Genomic DNA, 17,094 nt, shown 5'->3' with positions numbered 1-17,094 from the left:
TGGCCTTTCATCGTTGTATTGGCTGCACTCTTCATAAGAAATAAAATAAGGGGTAAACCTGAGCCGGTTCACACCATATCATCTTGTTAATTTCCCTTGATTAAACAATTGATTCAACTTATAGGGTTTGAGGATCGGTAGTGAATGATTGAGAAGATCTTAAAGAAGAAGTCCGGCAATTTGCCGGACTCATTTTATGAAGTAGGATCGTTAATCGTTCATTACGAGATTTGGTTTTTTCTGAAGGCTGTGACGCCCTTCGATAAAGCGGATCGTTCCGGATTTCGCGCGCATCACCAATGTATGGCTTTCTGCGAAACCGCCTTTCAGCTGAACTCCTTTTAAAAGTTCCCCGTCTGTTACGCCTGTTGCTGCAAAGATGGCATCATCGCCTTTAACAAGGTCATCCATCATCAGGACTTTGCTGACGTCAATACCCATATCGATGCAGCGCTGTGCTTCTTCTTCGTTTTGCGGAACAAGCTTCCCTTGGATTTCGCCACCCAGGCATTTTAAGCCGACTGCAGCGATAACGCCTTCAGGTGCTCCTCCAATTCCGAATAGAATATCAACGCCTGTCTGGTCGAACGCTGTATTGATCGCGCCGGCTACATCGCCGTCACCGATCAGTTTAATGCGTGCTCCAGCTGCTCGGATTTGATCAATGATGTCTTTATGGCGCGGACGGTCCATAATGGTGGCAACCACTTCTTCGATGTCTTTGTTTTTGGCTTTCGCCACTGCACGAAGATTATCGATGACTGGTGCGTTAATGTCAATTTTGCCTACAGATTCAGGCCCAACCGCAATTTTGTCCATGTACATATCCGGTGCGTTGAGAAGGTTGCCGCGATCAGCTATGGCCAGAACCGCTAATGCATTCCAACCGCCGGCTGCTACGATATTTGTTCCTTCTAAAGGATCCACTGCAACGTCCACTTCCGGACCATTGCCTGTCCCTAATTCTTCACCGATATAAAGCATGGGCGCTTCGTCCATCTCGCCTTCACCGATGACAACCACGCCGCGCATCGGAATAGTATCAAATACGACTCTCATTGCAGTGGTGGCTGCATCATCCGCTTCGTTCTTCATGCCGCGGCCCATCCATTTTGAAGAAGCAATTGCTGCCGCTTCAGTGATACGCACTAATTCCATCGAAAGACTTCGTTCCATACTATCAGTTCCTCCCGTTCAGCTTTAACTATGCCTTCAATATTGTAGCATATATTTTTATGCTAAAAGACCGTTAATTTGCATCCTGGCTAAGGTCGGACTTCATGCTTGCCACCGGGTCAATCGTCTCTCTCCGGATATCTGCACCAAGGCCCTGCAGTTTTTCAATGATGGACGCGTAGCCGCGTTCGATGTGGTAGATTTCACGGATTTCTGTTTCGCCTTCCGCCAGTAATCCGGCAATGACCAATGCGGCTCCTGCACGCAAGTCAGAAGCTACAACGGTTGCCGCAGTCAAAGGAGTCGGCCCTGTAACGATCGCCGCTCTTCCTTCCACACGGCCGCTTGCATTCATGCGGCGAAGTTCATCAATATGCTTGAAACGTGCGGAATAGATGGTATCGGTAATCATTGAAGCTCCTTGAGCCTGAGTCATCAGCACAGAAAACGGCTGCTGAAGATCTGTCGGGAATCCAGGGTACACCAATGTTTTTACGTCGATGGCCGTCAAGTTGTTGGATTTTGGAATATAGATCGATTCTTCGCCTTCCTGCACATCTACGCCCATTTCGCGTAATTTGGCAGTCAAAGCTTCCATATGGAAAGGAATTACGTTGTCGATGGTTACCCCATCTCCTGCAGCCGCAGCCATAATCATGAATGTTCCGGCTTCAATGCGGTCAGGGATGATTGTATGGTTGGTGCCATGCAATTCTTCCACGCCGTCAATACGGATGACATTTGTTCCGGCTCCTTTGATTTTCGCGCCCATATTGGTCAATAACGTCGCTACATCAATGATTTCCGGCTCTTTTGCCGCATTTTCAATCGTTGTTTGGCCTTTCGCCATAACCGCTGCCAACATGATGTTGATTGTTGCACCAACACTGACGACATCCAAATAAATCTTGGCTCCACGAAGCTCATCGGCACGCAAGTAGATGGCGCCGTGTTCATTCGTGACTTTCGCACCTAATGCTTCAAAACCTTTGATGTGCTGATCGATTGGGCGAGGCCCTAAGAAACAACCGCCCGGAAGGCCAATTGCTGCATGTTTGAAACGGCCCAGCATCGCGCCCATCATATAATAGGAAGCACGCAGTTTTTTCACATTGCCGTTCGGCAAAGGCATATCAATCATTTTCGTCGGATCGATGCTCATTGTTCCGTCTTCAAATGTTACTTCCCCGCCGATTTCTTCCAGAATACTTTTCAGTGTCCATGCGTCGGAAATACCCGGTAATCCTTCGATCGTTACTGGCGAATTCGCCAAAATCGATGCAGGAATCAATGCCACCGCACTATTTTTAGCACCGTTGACTTTGATTGTTCCGGAAAGGCGCTTACCGCCCCTTACTTTATATACATCCATAAATTTTCTCCTTTATCCACTTTTCCCGGCAGTATAGTTGGCCGCAAAAGTTCCATTGCTTCAGCATGCCAGTCGGCTGCCGATCACAACTTGGGTTTTTCCTGCCATTAAAGGCAAGTCAATTTCCCGCCCTAAAAGCGGGAAATCTCTTGATGTTCTTATTTTACGCCGTCTTCTACTGAACGTTTTTCCCAGTCAGCCAAAAATGCATCGATTCCTTGATCTGTCAACGGGTGCTTGAACATTTGGTGCATTACTTTAATCGGCATCGTAGCGATATGTGCACCATTCAATGCAGCTTCCGTTACGTGCTGTGGATGGCGGATTGAAGCAGCAATGATCTCTGAAGAAATATCATGGATAGCAAAGATTTCAGCAATTGTTGAAATCAAGTCCATGCCGTTATGTCCGATGTCGTCCAGGCGTCCAAGGAATGGCGAAACGTATGCTGCTCCGGCACGCGCTGCAAGCAATGCCTGGTTTGCACTGAAAATCAATGTGACGTTAACTTTTTTGCCTTCTGAAGCAAGTACTGAACAAGCTTTCAATCCGTCTGGTGTCATTGGCAATTTCACTGTGATGTTCGGCGCAAGATCAGCCAATTCACGGCCTTCTTTGATCATGCCTTCTGCATCAAGGGCAATCACTTCTCCGCTGATTGAACCATCAACAAGCGCCGCAATTTCTTTCAGGCGGTCATGGAATGAAACGTTTTTCTCTTTTGCTACCAAAGATGGGTTTGTTGTAACGCCGGAAAGGATTCCCCAGGCGTGTGCTTCTTTAATTTCGTCAAAGTTTGCTGTATCGATGAAAAATTTCATTATTTTTCTCCTCCAGTATGACGGGAAAAAGAGAAGGCGCCTTTCGGACGCTTCTCTCCCATCTTTTTTTGTGTCGTTATTATGCTTTCCCTGAACTTCCAAACTCACGCATTTTGCCGATTACAGTCTTTTTGATTGCTTCGCGGGCTGGTCCCATGTATTTGCGGGGATCATAGACATCCGCGTCGTTGTTCAAAACCTCGCGTACGGCTTGTGCTGAAGTGATCTGGCTTTCTGTGTTGACGTTGATTTTCGATGTACCAAGAGAAACGGCACGTTGAATATCTTTAGTTGGAATTCCTGTACCACCGTGCAATACAAGCGGAACGTCGCATTGCTGTGAAATTTCTTCCATTTCAGTAAACCCAAGATTCGGTTCGCCTTTATAAGGGCCATGGACTGAACCAAGAGCCGGCGCCAAGCAATCAATTCCAGTCTGTTCAACCAGCTGCTTGCATTCTTTTGGATCGGCATAAATAACGCCATCAGCAATAATGTCGTCTTCCTGTCCGCCGACAGTTCCCAATTCCGCTTCCACGGATACATTATGTTGTCGCGCATATTCTACAACTTGTTTAGTGATTTCAATGTTTTCTTCAAACGGGTGATGAGACGCATCAATCATTACGGAAGTGAATCCTGCATCAATCGCTTCCTTGCATTTTTCAAAGCTCGAACCGTGATCCAAGTGGATTGCCACGGGAACGGTGATTTTGTAATCATGCATCAATCCTTTGACAATATTAACAACTGTCGTGAATCCACCCATGTAACGTGCTGCTCCTTCTGAAACTCCGCAGATTACCGGAGAATTCTCTTCCTGTGCAGCTTGAAGAATGGCTTGTGTGAACTCCAGGTTGTTTAAATTGAATTGACCGATTGCATATCCTTCTTGTTTTCCTTTTATCATCATTTCTTTCATTGAAACCAATGGCATTTAGAATTCCTCCTCAGCAATGTTTAAAGCAAATATCCTTTATACTATATCAAAAACCCTGTACTTACGCTACTTCTTCGCTGTTTACTGCTGCAATAGACCATTCACGGCATCGCGCACCTCAAAGACGTCGAAAGGCTTGGTAAAATAGCGCTCAGCTCCCCAGTTCATCGATTCCTTAATTAAATCCAATTCGCCGTATGCGGTCATCATGATGACGTGGACTGAGGGCTTGTTCTTCTTCAATCGCTTCAATATTTCAATGCCGTCCATACCTGGAATCTTCATATCCAACAACACCAGGTCCGGGCACACTTCCTGCACCAATTCGAGTGCTTCTTTGCCGCTTCCGGCAGTGAACGTCTGGTATCCTTCTTTGCTGAACACTTCTTTTAACAACAGCCGGATTCCCGGTTGGTCGTCTACAATTAAAATGGTTTTCAAGAAGAACCACTCCTTTGTCTGCTATACTTTTTTACGAGGTGAGTTTTATGGAACTGTTAACTGCACAATTAACTCCGCTGTTTGAGCACCTGGCAAAACAGCAGGAAGCCATTGACGCTGTAGCTGGTGTTTTGGCACAAGCTGCTGTTGCAGGCGGCACTATTTTCATCGCGGCGTTCGGTGAAATGAAAGCCGTCGACTCCGTTGCCTTTCATAGCAAAGATCCGTTGGCTTCTGCGGCCGAATGGTCGCCTGCAAGCATTGTCACCAGCAGCGACCGCGTTTGGATACTGGCAGCGGATGAAGAAGGCGATGAACTTGCTGGACGGCTTTCGGATGCGGGCATCCCCTTCGCTTTTATCGCACCGGATTCCGGCAACAGCGAGTTAGCCGATGCCTTTCTTCCATTGGACAAGCAGAAAGGCGCACGGTTACAGGACGATGCTCTGTCCATGATAGTTCCACATGCCATGGCCGCACTCTATGTCTACCACGCTGTCAAATCAAGCATCGACCAACTGCTGGCCGATTAAGTTTTCCATGCATAAAAGCCTTCCCCTTTTTTATGTGGGAAGGCTTTTCCGTTTATTTATTGGCAATAGATGCTTTTACAAATTCACGGAACAATGGCTGCGGACGGTTCGGACGTGAAATGAACTCCGGGTGGAATTGGCAAGCCAAGAACCATGGGTGGTCAGCGACTTCAACGATTTCCACTAGGCGGCCATCCGGGCTTGTGCCTGTAAATTTGAATCCGGCTTTTTCAAAAGCTTCCCGGTATTCGTTGTTGAACTCGTAACGGTGGCGATGTCTTTCGTAAACCAACTCTTCGCCGTAAGCTTCATGGGCTCTCGATCCTTTTTCAAGTTTCGCAGGATACAATCCAAGGCGAAGCGTGCCGCCCAAATCTTCGATGTCTTTTTGCTCGGGCAACAGGTCGATGACCGGGTAAGCCGTTTTAGCGTTCAATTCAGAAGAATGTGCGCCTTCAAGGTTCATGATGCTGCGTGCAAATTCAACAGATGCCAATTGCATGCCCAGGCAAATACCGAAGAATGGCACTTTGTTTTCGCGTGCAAATTGAGTAGCAAGGATTTTCCCTTCAACTCCGCGGTCGCCGAAGCCACCCGGAACGAGAATGCCGTCGCAGTTTTTCAATGATTCTGCCACATTGTCAGCATTGATGTGTTCGGCGTTGATCCATTCGACTTCGATTTCAGAATCGAATGCGAAACCGGCATGTTTCAAAGCTTCTACTACAGAAATATAAGCATCCTGCAGTTCCACATATTTTCCGACAAGACCGATGCGCACAGTGTTTTTAAGCGACTTCACTTTATCAACAAGCGTGCCCCAATCCGTCATATCGGCCTCTGGCGCTTCAATTCCGAAGTGATCAAGGACAATTTGGTCCATATGCTGTTCCTGAAGGCGGAGCGGCATTTCATAGATCACGTCAACATCGCGTGATTCGATTACTTCTTCCGGCTTGATGTCGCAGAACAAGGCAATCTTATCTTTCATGTCCTGTGGCACTGGGTGTTCTGTGCGAACAACGATCAGGTTTGGCTGAATGCCCAGGCTGCGAAGTTCTTTTACGCTATGCTGCGTAGGTTTGGTTTTCATTTCTTTTGCTGCTCCAAGATACGGAATCAACGTACAGTGTACGTACATGACTTCGTCGCGCCCAAGATCTGAACGCATCTGGCGGATTGCTTCGAGGAATGGCAATGATTCGATGTCTCCGACGGTTCCGCCGATTTCCGTGATGACGACATCCGCGTTGGCTGTTTTCGCAGCACGCAATAGACGGTCTTTGATTTCATTGGTGATATGCGGAATTACTTGAACGGTTCCACCCAAATAATCGCCGCGGCGTTCTTTTTGGATAACAGTCGAGTAAACTTTCCCTGTTGTTACGTTAGAGTATTTGTTCAAGTTGATGTCGATGAAACGCTCGTAATGGCCAAGGTCCAAATCCGTTTCCGCGCCGTCATCCGTCACAAAAACTTCTCCGTGCTGGTATGGGCTCATTGTTCCTGGGTCAATGTTGATGTACGGATCAAACTTTTGAATCGTTACATTCAACCCTCTGTTTTTCAATAAACGCCCTAAAGACGCTGCTACAATCCCTTTACCGAGTGATGATACAACCCCACCCGTCACAAATATATACTTCGTCATGCCTGTTTCCTCCTCGAATGGTAAAAATAAAAAGCGCTCCACCTGCTGCATATGCAGGGGGAGCGCGTAAACTGTACGAATCATCTCTCCTATTTTAAGGAGCCCAGTAAAATCTTATCCAGTCTAGCCTAATAAGTCAAGGTAATAAAATGTTCAAATTACTTCAAATCGTCTTCTTCATCTTCATCGTCTTCGTCTTCGTCTTCGTCGTCGATGATGTTGCCATCCAGATCTTCTACCAAAACATCGACGTCTTCTTCGTCCTCATCGTCTGCGTCGAAATCCAGGACTTCCACTTCGACAGGTGATTTGATCACTTCGTCATCATCATCCTCGTCGTCATCGTCGTCTTCACCGAAGTCTTCGAATTCCAACTCGTCTTCCAATGCCAATTCATCCAAATCGTCAAAGCCTTCATCGTCAGCGACTTTCGCTTTCTTCTTACGTGCTTTAACAGTCGGAGCGGATTCTTCTTCGATCTGCTCTACCGGGTACCATTCGCGAAGGCCCCAACGGTTTTCGCCCAAAATCAAAAAGCGGCCGTCGATATTCAAGTCTGTATAGAATTGAACCAGACGATCTTTCATTTCCTCTTTTGATAAGTTGAGCAATTTCTCGATTTCTTCAACCAATTCTGCATACGTTTTCGTTTCATGTGTTTCTTCTAGCATTGCATATGTCAAGTCAACAAATGACTCTTCTATTAGTTCTTCTTTAGATAATTCACGAATTTTCATTCCGTGCACGTCCCTTCTTCTTTCTTAACTTAATCCATTATATACAAACAACCTAGTCTCCGCTACCGTGTTTTCTTTTTTCTCGGATCTAATTGCATCCACCCGAAATAAAACAAATAGAGCGCCAAGATCATAAAAGGAATGGATCCCAAAGCTTTATTGTACAGGAAAAAAATCAGTATGACACAGATTAGGATAATTATGTAGTGCACAGCTTTACGCATAGGATCATCCTTCTTGTTTTCTGGGATGTGTTTTCATTCATTATACAGAAAAAGGGTGGAGATATCGACTGGATAGCGTGTTGAATGGGCTTTATGAAGATTGTTTTTGCATCTGCTTGGAAATTTTTTCTTAATAAAATATATTATTGGATGTTTTTTAAATAAATTAGCGTTTTATCTGCTAAACGTGCGCATTTTCTTATAAGCGTGCGCATTTTTCTCCAAGCGTGCGTATCGCTTTTTAAATTAATAAAAACCTTCGTCGATTTCAAAATCAGCTCTTTAGTTCTTCTCAAAAAAGCAAAAATCCCGGCTTTGGCGGGTTTTCGTCTTTTTTCGTGTTTTGATCCATTCAGCTTTTAGGCCTTAACTCGGCAGAACGCCTGCAAATCTGATCCAGCTCGCATCCCCACAAAAAAAGTAAGCAAAATCCACTTGAAATCGGATTCCGCTTACTTTATTGTATTTCATTCGGCTTCCCTGTTTGTCCAGCTACAGCAGCCTGCCCCCTCGGGTCGTAAGCTGCTTTGGCTGTGCGACTGGAAACACGCCGCTTCGCAAAACCCTCTTACGCCTGTCGGAGCAAAACGGCTGCTTCCGCTTTTCTTTGTCCAGCTCCAGCAGCCTGCCCCTCGGGTCGTAAGCTGCTTTGGCTGTGCGACTGGAAACACGCCGCTTCGCCAAACCCGCTTACGCCTGTCGGAGCAAAATGGCTGCTTCCGCTTTTCTACCTACATATTCCGTCGATACTGCCCGCCGACTTCATATAAAGCTGTAGTGATTTGTCCTAAGCTTGCGACTTTTACGGTGTCCATCAATTCTTCGAAGATGTTGCCGCCCGTCTTCGCAACTTGCTTCAGGCGCTCCAATGCTTCGGTCGAATCGTTGCGCTCCTGGAAGGCGCGCAAGTTGTTGATTTGTGTTTCCTTTTCTTCGGTTGTGGCGCGGGCGATTTCCATCGCGTTGATGTCGTCGTCTGATTGCGGATTCGGGTTCAAGTAGGTATTGACTCCGATGATTGGCAATTCGCCTGTGTGTTTCTTCATTTCGTAATGCATGGATTCTTCCTGGATTTTGCCGCGCTGGTACTGTGTTTCCATTGCGCCCAGAACGCCTCCGCGATCGTTGATTCGGTCAAACTCGGTCAATACCGCTTCTTCCACCAATTGCGTCATTTCTTCGATGATGAACGCGCCTTGCAGCGGATTCTCGTTTTTCGACAATCCATGCTCTTTGGTGATGATCATCTGGATCGCCATCGCGCGGCGGACCGATTCTTCGGTCGGCGTCGTGATCGCTTCATCGTAAGCATTGGTATGCAGCGAGTTGCAGTTATCCTGCAGCGCCATCAATGCCTGCAACGTTGTGCGGATGTCGTTGAAATCAATTTCCTGTGCATGCAGACTGCGCCCGGATGTCTGTACATGGTATTTCAGCTTCTGGCTGCGTTCGTTTGCGCCATATTTATCGCGCATGACAACTGCCCAGATGCGGCGTGCCACACGGCCGATGACGGTATATTCCGGATCCAGTCCGTTCGAGAAGAAGAACGACAGGTTCGGCGCAAAGTCATCGATGTTCATGCCGCGGCTCAAGTAGTATTCCACGTACGTGAAGCCGTTAGACAGTGTGAAGGCCAATTGGGAAATCGGATTCGCTCCCGCTTCGGCGATATGGTAGCCCGAAATCGATACAGAGTAGTAATTGCGCACTTTGTGATCGATGAAGTATTGCTGGATATCGCCCATCATGCGCAACGCGAATTCAGTCGAGAAGATGCAGGTGTTCTGCCCTTGGTCTTCTTTTAAAATATCGGCTTGAACGGTTCCGCGCACGACTTGCAGCGTGCCTTCACGGACTTCTGTAAATTCTTCGACAGTCAACGTGCGGCCCAGTTTTTCTTCATTCAACTTGACCTGCTGATCAATTGCCGTGTTCATGAACATCGCCAAAATGATCGGTGCCGGTCCGTTGATGGTCATGGAAACTGAAGTCGAAGGCGCACACAGATCAAATCCTGCGTAAAGTTTCTTCATATCATCAAGCGTACAGATTGATACACCTGATTCGCCGACTTTCCCGTAAATGTCCGGACGGTGATCCGGGTCTTCGCCGTAAAGCGTCACCGAGTCAAAAGCTGTAGACAAGCGTTTCGCATCGTCATCTTTCGATAGATAATGGAAACGGCGGTTCGTGCGTTCAGGCGTTCCTTCGCCCGCAAATTGGCGCTTCGGATCTTCCCCTTCGCGTTTGAACGGGAAAACCCCAGCTGTGTACGGGAATGAACCCGGTACGTTCTCTGCATAAACCCAAGACAGAATCTCGCCGTAATCAACGAATTTCGGCAATACTACACGCGGCACTTTGATGCCGGATAGGCTTTCTGTGCGCAGGATCGTGCGAATTTCCTTGTCCCGTACCGTTGTGACGAATTCGTCTCCGGCATACATTTCTTTCAGCGCAACCCAATTAGCGAGAATGCGCTTGGATTCAGCAGTCAATTCCTCACGGACGCCGTCAGCCAGCGACTCAAGTGAAGCGACCAATGCATCATCCGGCGCTTTTTCTTTTACCGCTTCAATGGCGCCTTCCAATTGGAACAGACGGCGCGCAAAGGCGGCTTGTTCTTTGGATTTTGCGTGGTAGCCACGGACCGTATCCGTCAGCTCACGCAAGTAATAACGGCGGTCGTTTGGAATGATGAGATTCTCTTTCTGGGTTTTGACGAATTTATCGTAATCCGTTTCCCAGTCAGTGCCCATTTTTTCATTGACTGTCGCTACCAATGCCGCGAACAGGGAGTTGGTCCCTTTATCGTTGAACTGGCTGGCGATTGTGCCGTAGACCGGCATTTCATCCAGGTCTTTATCCCATAGCAGATGGCTGCGCTGATACTGCTTCTGCACTTGGCGAAGCGCATCCTGCGAACCGCTGCGTTCGAATTTATTGATGACAATCAAATCCGCGTAATCGATCATATCGATTTTTTCAAGCTGTGACGGTGCACCGAATTCACTGGTCATGACGTACATGGAAATGTCCGAGAAGTTGGCGATTTCCGCATCTCCCTGGCCGATCCCACTTGTTTCCACAACAATCAAATCGAAATCCGCCGCTTTCACGACGTCCAAAACATCTCCGATTGCACCGGACAGCTCTGAGCGTGAACCACGTGTTGCCAAGCTTCTCATAAAGACACGTTTATTGAAGATGGCGTTCATGCGGATGCGGTCACCCAAAAGCGCGCCGCCTGTTTTCTGTTTGGTCGGGTCGATCGACAGAATTGCGATTTTCTTGTCCGGAAGTTCAGACAGGAATCGGCGAATCAATTCATCGGTCAGCGAGCTTTTCCCGGCTCCGCCTGTTCCGGTGATACCGAGGACCGGCGTGTTTTTCGTCTGTTCCCGTACCGCTCTCAACAATTCGTCGGTATCGGTGTCGCGCGTATGCGCTTCTTCCGCAGCCGTAATCAGGTTTGCCAGTACTACCGGTTCGTCGGCAGAAAGGTTTTCGATTTTCTGATCCGGTTTCACCGTCGAGAAATCACATTCCTCAACGATTTCCGTAATCATGCCCTGCAGGCCTTTTTTGCGGCCGTCTTCCGGTGAGAAAATGCCGGCAATGCCGTATTCTTCAAGTTCTTTGATTTCACGCGGCAAAATAACGCCTCCGCCTCCGCCATAAATGCGGATATGCGATGCGCCTTTTTCCTGCAGCAAATCATACATATACTTGAAGTATTCCATATGGCCGCCTTGGTAGGACGAAATGCAGATCCCCTGAACATCTTCTTGGATAGCCGCATTGACCACTTCTTCAACCGAGCGGTTATGGCCCAAGTGAATCACTTCGGCACCGCTTGATTGCAGAATCCGGCGCATGATGTTGATGGACGCGTCATGGCCGTCAAAAAGACTGGAAGCCGTGACAAAGCGAATATGGTTTTTCGGCTGATAGGTTTTCGTTTCTTCGATTGTAGCCATTATGATCAAGCCCCCTGTATTGAAATGTTTTCCCCTGCCATCCCCTGCAAAAGAAATTTGGTTTGCATGTCGATAAATTCCTGAATGGTGAAGTCGCGCAACGCCCAGCGTCTGAAAGCCCACATTTGGCCTTGTACGAATAAATGATGGGAAGCCATGACCACTTCTTTCGGCGTCATTTTGATTTCCCCGTTGTCGACGCATTGTGTCAGCAAACGTTCAAAAAGCGCCACCATTTCAATTTCTTTATTCAGTACATAACTTAATGCGTCCTTCGGCAACGATTTGGATTCCTGGTACATGACCACGAATTCATCCTGCATATCATCGATCAAGGTGTAGTAATGCTCGATCGCCGTCACAAGGACATTAATGGAACCTTGTTCGATATCAAGCCGGTCCAGACGTGTGTGCACTTCGTCATAAATGGAGTCACAGACGAGGTACAGCACATCTTCCTTGGTCCGGATGTATTCATACAACGTACCGATACTGAAACCCGCGGCTTTGGCGATTTCCCGTGTCGTCGTCCGGTGAAAGCCTTTTTCTTTAAAAAGCGTGACAGCACCGCGAATCATCTGTTCGCGGCGCTTTTCAATCAAGCTTTCGTCTTTCACGGAGGACGCTATTTCACGCTTTTTGTTCATAAGGCAACCCTCCGCTTATTTCGTAACCATCCGGGAAATAACCAGACGCTGAACTTCCTGTGTGCCTTCGTAAATTTGAGTGATTTTCGCGTCGCGCATAAAGCGTTCAACCGGATAATCTTTCGTATAGCCGTAGCCCCCGAAGACTTGAACCGCTTCAACCGTTACTTTCATCGCTGTATCGCCGGCCATCAATTTCGCCATCGCCGACTCTTTGCTGTAAGATAATTTATTTGATTCCAACCAAGCTGCCTGGTAAGTCAATAGACGGGAAGCTTCGATTGAAGTCGCCATATCCGCCAATTTGAATGAAACGCCTTGGTTGGCAACAATCGGCTTGCCGAATTGCTCGCGTTCTTTCGCGTAGTCGATTGATGCATCAAGTGCTCCTTGTGCGATTCCGACAGCCTGTGCCGCGATGCCGTTGCGTCCACCGTCAAGCGTCTGCATAGCGATTTTGAAGCCTTGGCCAAGTTCGCCCAAAACGTTTTCTTTCGGTACACGGCAGTTGTCGAAGATGATTTCAGTTGTCGGGCTTGAGCGAATGCCCAGCTTGCGCTCTTTTTTGCCGACCGAGAAACCTTCAAAGTCTTTTTCAACGATGAATGCTGTCGTGCCTTTATGCTTCGATTCCGGATCTGTTACCGCAAATACGATGTAGATGTCCGCAATTCCGCCGTTGGTGATGAAGATTTTCGAACCGTTCAATACATAATGGTCTCCATCTTCTTTCGCTGAAGTGCGCATAGCGCCTGCATCCGATCCTGAAGCGGGTTCCGTTAAGCCGTAAGCACCGATTTTCGTGCCTTCCGCCATTGGGCGAAGATATTTTTGTTTTTGTTCTTCCGTTCCGAATGTATAAACCGGCCATCCTGCCAGAGACGTGTGGGCAGATAATGTAACGCCTGTCGATGCGCAGACACGTGATAATTCTTCAACTGCGATGCAGTACGCCAAATAATCCGAGCCGATTCCGCCGTATTCTTCCGGCCATGGAATACCCGTAAGGCCAAGTTCAGCCATTTTATCGAAAATCTCACGGTCAAAGCGTTCTTCTTCGTCGCGCTCTTCCGCTGTTGGCGCCACTTCTTTATTAGCGAAATCTCTTACCATTTTGCGGATCATTTCGTGTTCTTCAGACAGTTGAAAATTCATTTTCCATTCCTCCAATAAATTATTTAAGTAGTTGTTTGCTGATGACGATGCGTTGAATTTCGCTGGTGCCTTCATAAATTTCCGTTACTTTAGCGTCGCGGAACAGGCGCTCGACCGGGTAATCTTTTGTATAGCCATAGCCTCCGAACACTTGAATGGCTTCAATCGTGACATCCATCGCTGCTTTCGAGGCGAAAAGCTTGGCCATGGAAGCTTCTTTATTGCAATCCTTGCCTTGTGAATACAAGTCCGCCGCGTTGTAGACCAGCAGTTTCGCCGCTTCCACCTGAGTAGCCATATCCGCCAGCTTAAAGCCGATGCCTTGCTGCTGGGCAATTGGTTTGCCGAACTGTTCGCGTTCTTTGGCGTAAGCCACAGCATATTCATAAGCCGCTTCAGCAATGCCGAGCGCTTGTGCCGCGATGCCGATGCGTCCGACGTTCAAATTCGCCATGGCGATGCTGAATCCTTTATTTTCTTCGCCCAACAAGTTTTCAGCCGGTACCCGCATATTTTCAAAGGTCAATTGGACCGTTTTCGAACCATGGAGACCCATTTTCTTTTCGTTTTTGCCGATGACCAAGCCCGGTGTATCCTTTTCAACAATGAAAGCCGAGATTCCACGGGAGCCTGCAGAAGGCTTGGTCGAAGCGAAGACGATATACGTATCTGCTGCGCCGCCATTGGTAATAAAGACTTTCGAGCCATTCAAAACGTAATGGTCTCCGTCTAGGACCGCTTTTGTCTTCAGGCTTCCTGCATCCGAACCTGCCGCCGGTTCTGTCAGACAGAAGGCGCCAAGATATTCGCCGCTCGCCAGTTTTGGTACGTATTTCTCGATTTGCTGCTGTGATCCGAAATTGAGGATCGGGTTGGTGCCGACCGACGTATGGACTGACAGGATAACTCCTACCACGCCGCTCGCTTTCGATAATTCGTGGATAGCCGTGATATAGGAAGTGAAGTCCATTTCCGCACCGCCGTATTTTTCAGGAGCTGTGATTCCCATCAATCCGAGCTCGCCCATTTTCTTTAAAATCGCCGTTGGAAATTCATCGTTTTCCATGTTTTCGATAAACGGTGTAATCTCTTCTTTCGCGAAATCTCGCACCATGTTGCGCATCATAAGCTGTTCATCTGTAAAGTGCAAATCCATTGCGGTTTTCCCCCTAATATTAAGTGTAGTCATAGAAACCGCGTCCGGTTTTCTTGCCTAGCCATCCTGCTTTGACGTATTGGCGCAATAACGGGCTTGGGCGGTACTTGCTGTCGCCGAACCCTTCATGCAGCACTTCCATAATGTACAGGCAAGTATCCAATCCAATAAAATCAGCCAATTGCAACGGCCCCATCGGATGGTTCATGCCGAGTTTCATGATGTCGTCGATCGCTTCTTTGGTGGCGACCCCTTCTTGAAGTGTGAAAATCGCTTCGTTGATCATCGGCATCAAGATGCGGTTCGCAACGAATCCTGGAAAATCGTTCACTTCCACTGGTGTTTTTGACAGCTGAACCGTCATTTCTTCCACTTTTTTATAAACTTCATCAGAAGTTGCCAAGCCGCGGATAATTTCCACAAGTTTCATCACCGGTACCGGATTCATGAAATGCATGCCGATTACTTGCTCCGGGCGGTTGGTGACTGCCGCAATCTCTGTAATCGGAAGAGATGACGTGTTCGTTGCCAAAATAGCATGCTGTGGCGCCACTTCATCCAGCGTTTTAAAGATGCTGTGTTTGATGGCCATGTTTTCAACAGCTGCTTCGATGACGATATCCACATCATGAGCATCCTTAAGATCAAGCGATGGTGTAATACGTCCAAGGACCTCATTCTTTTCTTCTTCCGTCATGCGACCTTTTTCAACATTGCGGGACAGGTTCTTGGTGATGGTCCCGATCCCACGGTCGTATGCTTCCTGCTTCATATCATTCAGTTTCACGTTCAATCCTGCCTGTGCGCAAACTTGCGCGATGCCGGAACCCATTTGTCCGGCGCCAATGACCATTACGTTTTGAATCGACATGCTTATTTTTCCTCCTTAGGAACTTCAATCATGATTGCGTCGCCTTGTCCGCCGCCTGAACAGATGGCTGCGATGCCGATGCCGCCTCCGCGGCGTTTTAATTCGTACGCCAATGTCAGAATAATGCGTGCGCCGCTTGCACCGATCGGGTGTCCAAGCGCTACTGATCCACCGTTGACGTTCACTTTTTCAGCATCCAAATCAGCGATTTTCGAACTTGCCAGTGCTACTGCCGCAAATGCTTCATTGATTTCAAACAAATCGATGTCATCCAGTGATTTGCCGGTTTTCTTCAATAACTCGTTGATGACGATGCCAGGCGTTTCCGGGAATCGATGCGGCTCGATCGCCACTTCCGTATGAGACAATATGTGCGCCAAGACGTTTTTCCCTTCGTTCTGTGCACGTTCTTCACTCATCAATACAAGTGCAACTGCTCCGTCATTGATGCCAGGTGCGTTTCCAGCAGTAATTGTTCCGTCTTTGCCGAATGCCGGTTTCAGTTTCGCCAATGCTTCAACAGTAGAATTGGCGCGTGGCGCTTCGTCCACGTCAACTGTAATCGGCTCCCCTTTGCGTTGTGGGATGTCGATCGCGACGATTTCTTCAGAGAACAGATCTTTGGCTTTGATGGCGCGTTCATGCGAACGTGCCGACCACTCATCCTGAGCTTCACGCGTCAGATTGAAATCTTCAGCAGTTGAGTTTCCGTAAGTCCCCATGTGGACTTTGTCCGGGTGGAACGAACACGACAATCCGTCATGGACCATGCCATCAATAACTTGGGCATCTCCCATGCGAAGTCCCCAACGTGCTTTCGGAAGATAATAGGGTGCGTTGGACATGGATTCCATGCCGCCTGCAACAATTACTTCCTCATCGCCCAAGCGAATGATCTGGTCTGCCAACGTGACGCTGCGCATGCCGGATGCGCAGACTTTGTTGATTGTTTCAGATTTGACGCTGTAAGGAATGCCAGCTTTTTTCGCGGCTTGGCGTGAAGGGATCTGCCCTTGCCCTGCCTGCAATACGTTGCCCATGATGACTTCCTGGACATCTTCCGGCTGGATATCCGCCCGGCTCATTGCCGCTTTGATTGCTTCTGCCCCTAATTCACTTGCCGATAACGTGCTCAAGTTTCCTCCAAATTTCCCGAATGCTGTACGTGCCCCATCGATAATAACTGTTTTTGCCATGATGATTTCCTCCCCTTTGCGTTTCCTTGTAAACGGTTTCAACTATGGTAAAAAATATAATTGGTGATGAAGATTGAACTAACTCTTTATAACGACTCTATTCCGCCATGGATATTCCACAAACCAGCTCCGCTTTCAGGCCCGCAGGATACGGGTCATGCAGCTGACGCGACAGGACGTCGCGATGTCAG

The 17,094-nt window shown here is 47.9% G+C and carries 14 protein-coding genes; 1 reads left to right on the top strand and 13 read right to left on the bottom strand.

Features of this window, described 5'->3' with window-relative positions; all coding sequences use genetic code 11:
• Nucleotides 1-210 precede the first annotated feature (210 nt).
• The 5 genes from glpX to IRE19_RS01390 form a co-directional block, all read right to left on the bottom strand.
• Nucleotides 211-1,176: a class II fructose-bisphosphatase gene (gene glpX / locus IRE19_RS01410; protein WP_191713544.1), complete on the bottom strand. Its 966-nt coding sequence runs from the start codon at nucleotides 1,174-1,176 to the stop codon at nucleotides 211-213.
• A gap of 73 nt (nucleotides 1,177-1,249) precedes the next feature.
• Nucleotides 1,250-2,548, bottom strand: coding sequence for a UDP-N-acetylglucosamine 1-carboxyvinyltransferase (murA, locus tag IRE19_RS01405; RefSeq protein WP_191713543.1), 1,299 nt, complete (start codon nucleotides 2,546-2,548; stop codon nucleotides 1,250-1,252).
• A gap of 158 nt (nucleotides 2,549-2,706) precedes the next feature.
• Complete coding sequence (gene fsa, locus IRE19_RS01400) at nucleotides 2,707-3,369, bottom strand: fructose-6-phosphate aldolase (protein ID WP_191713542.1); 663 nt, start codon at nucleotides 3,367-3,369, stop codon at nucleotides 2,707-2,709.
• Between the two features lie 79 nt (nucleotides 3,370-3,448).
• The gene (locus IRE19_RS01395; protein WP_191713541.1) at nucleotides 3,449-4,306 is read right to left on the bottom strand and encodes a class II fructose-bisphosphate aldolase; all 858 of its coding nucleotides are present in this window, start codon (nucleotides 4,304-4,306) and stop codon (nucleotides 3,449-3,451) included.
• 84 nt (nucleotides 4,307-4,390) lie between these two features.
• Nucleotides 4,391-4,750 carry a response regulator gene (locus IRE19_RS01390; protein ID WP_203339057.1) on the bottom strand — a complete coding sequence of 120 codons (360 nt, stop codon included), beginning with the start codon at nucleotides 4,748-4,750 and terminating at the stop codon, nucleotides 4,391-4,393.
• Nucleotides 4,751-4,797: 47 nt separating this feature from the next.
• Here IRE19_RS01390 and IRE19_RS01385 point away from each other — a divergent pair, with 47 nt between their 5' ends.
• Nucleotides 4,798-5,283, top strand: a complete 486-nt coding sequence (locus IRE19_RS01385) for a DUF2529 family protein (protein ID WP_203339056.1) — start codon at nucleotides 4,798-4,800, stop codon at nucleotides 5,281-5,283.
• Nucleotides 5,284-5,335: 52 nt separating this feature from the next.
• On the opposite strand, the gene pyrG is transcribed toward IRE19_RS01385, so the two are convergent.
• The 8 genes from pyrG to IRE19_RS01345 form a co-directional block, all read right to left on the bottom strand.
• Nucleotides 5,336-6,934: a CTP synthase gene (pyrG, locus tag IRE19_RS01380; RefSeq protein ID WP_203339055.1), complete on the bottom strand. Its 1,599-nt coding sequence runs from the start codon at nucleotides 6,932-6,934 to the stop codon at nucleotides 5,336-5,338.
• A gap of 158 nt (nucleotides 6,935-7,092) precedes the next feature.
• Nucleotides 7,093-7,671: a DNA-directed RNA polymerase subunit delta gene (gene rpoE, locus IRE19_RS01375; RefSeq protein WP_203339054.1), complete on the bottom strand. Its 579-nt coding sequence runs from the start codon at nucleotides 7,669-7,671 to the stop codon at nucleotides 7,093-7,095.
• A 955-nt stretch (nucleotides 7,672-8,626) separates the two neighbouring features.
• Nucleotides 8,627-11,878 (bottom strand): fused isobutyryl-CoA mutase/GTPase IcmF, encoded by a 3,252-nt coding sequence (icmF, locus tag IRE19_RS01370; RefSeq protein ID WP_203339053.1) that lies wholly within the window; start codon nucleotides 11,876-11,878, stop codon nucleotides 8,627-8,629.
• 5 nt (nucleotides 11,879-11,883) lie between these two features.
• Nucleotides 11,884-12,525: a TetR/AcrR family transcriptional regulator gene (locus IRE19_RS01365; RefSeq protein WP_203339052.1), complete on the bottom strand. Its 642-nt coding sequence runs from the start codon at nucleotides 12,523-12,525 to the stop codon at nucleotides 11,884-11,886.
• Between the two features lie 15 nt (nucleotides 12,526-12,540).
• A complete protein-coding gene (locus IRE19_RS01360; RefSeq protein WP_191713534.1) occupies nucleotides 12,541-13,680 on the bottom strand; it encodes an acyl-CoA dehydrogenase in 1,140 nt (379 codons plus the stop codon).
• 19 nt (nucleotides 13,681-13,699) lie between these two features.
• Nucleotides 13,700-14,836: an acyl-CoA dehydrogenase gene (locus IRE19_RS01355; protein ID WP_203339051.1), complete on the bottom strand. Its 1,137-nt coding sequence runs from the start codon at nucleotides 14,834-14,836 to the stop codon at nucleotides 13,700-13,702.
• A gap of 19 nt (nucleotides 14,837-14,855) precedes the next feature.
• A complete protein-coding gene (locus tag IRE19_RS01350; protein WP_191713532.1) occupies nucleotides 14,856-15,707 on the bottom strand; it encodes a 3-hydroxybutyryl-CoA dehydrogenase in 852 nt (283 codons plus the stop codon).
• Nucleotides 15,708-15,709: 2 nt separating this feature from the next.
• The gene (locus IRE19_RS01345) at nucleotides 15,710-16,903 is read right to left on the bottom strand and encodes an acetyl-CoA C-acetyltransferase (protein WP_203339050.1); all 1,194 of its coding nucleotides are present in this window, start codon (nucleotides 16,901-16,903) and stop codon (nucleotides 15,710-15,712) included.
• Between the last annotated feature and the right edge of the window lie 191 nt (nucleotides 16,904-17,094).

It is taken from the genome of Planococcus beijingensis (assembly GCF_016820615.1).
GTDB lineage: Bacteria > Bacillota > Bacilli > Bacillales_A > Planococcaceae > Planococcus > Planococcus notacanthi.
This window is presented reverse-complemented; position numbering and strand designations above follow the sequence as displayed.

Excerpts from the sequence above, each read along its gene's own strand:
- glpX (WP_191713544.1), bottom strand. The coding sequence starts at position 1,176 with ATGGAACGAAGTCTTTCGATGGAATTAGTGCGTATCACTGAAGCGGCA.
- murA (WP_191713543.1), bottom strand. The coding sequence starts at position 2,548 with ATGGATGTATATAAAGTAAGGGGCGGTAAGCGCCTTTCCGGAACAATC.
- fsa (WP_191713542.1), bottom strand. The coding sequence starts at position 3,369 with ATGAAATTTTTCATCGATACAGCAAACTTTGACGAAATTAAAGAAGCA.
- IRE19_RS01395 (WP_191713541.1), bottom strand. The coding sequence starts at position 4,306 with ATGCCATTGGTTTCAATGAAAGAAATGATGATAAAAGGAAAACAAGAA.
- IRE19_RS01385 (WP_203339056.1), top strand. The coding sequence starts at position 4,798 with ATGGAACTGTTAACTGCACAATTAACTCCGCTGTTTGAGCACCTGGCA.
- pyrG (WP_203339055.1), bottom strand. The coding sequence starts at position 6,934 with ATGACGAAGTATATATTTGTGACGGGTGGGGTTGTATCATCACTCGGT.
- rpoE (WP_203339054.1), bottom strand. The coding sequence starts at position 7,671 with ATGAAAATTCGTGAATTATCTAAAGAAGAACTAATAGAAGAGTCATTT.
- icmF (WP_203339053.1), bottom strand. The coding sequence starts at position 11,878 with ATGGCTACAATCGAAGAAACGAAAACCTATCAGCCGAAAAACCATATT.
- IRE19_RS01365 (WP_203339052.1), bottom strand. The coding sequence starts at position 12,525 with ATGAACAAAAAGCGTGAAATAGCGTCCTCCGTGAAAGACGAAAGCTTG.
- IRE19_RS01360 (WP_191713534.1), bottom strand. The coding sequence starts at position 13,680 with ATGAATTTTCAACTGTCTGAAGAACACGAAATGATCCGCAAAATGGTA.
- IRE19_RS01355 (WP_203339051.1), bottom strand. The coding sequence starts at position 14,836 with ATGGATTTGCACTTTACAGATGAACAGCTTATGATGCGCAACATGGTG.
- IRE19_RS01350 (WP_191713532.1), bottom strand. The coding sequence starts at position 15,707 with ATGTCGATTCAAAACGTAATGGTCATTGGCGCCGGACAAATGGGTTCC.
- IRE19_RS01345 (WP_203339050.1), bottom strand. The coding sequence starts at position 16,903 with ATGGCAAAAACAGTTATTATCGATGGGGCACGTACAGCATTCGGGAAA.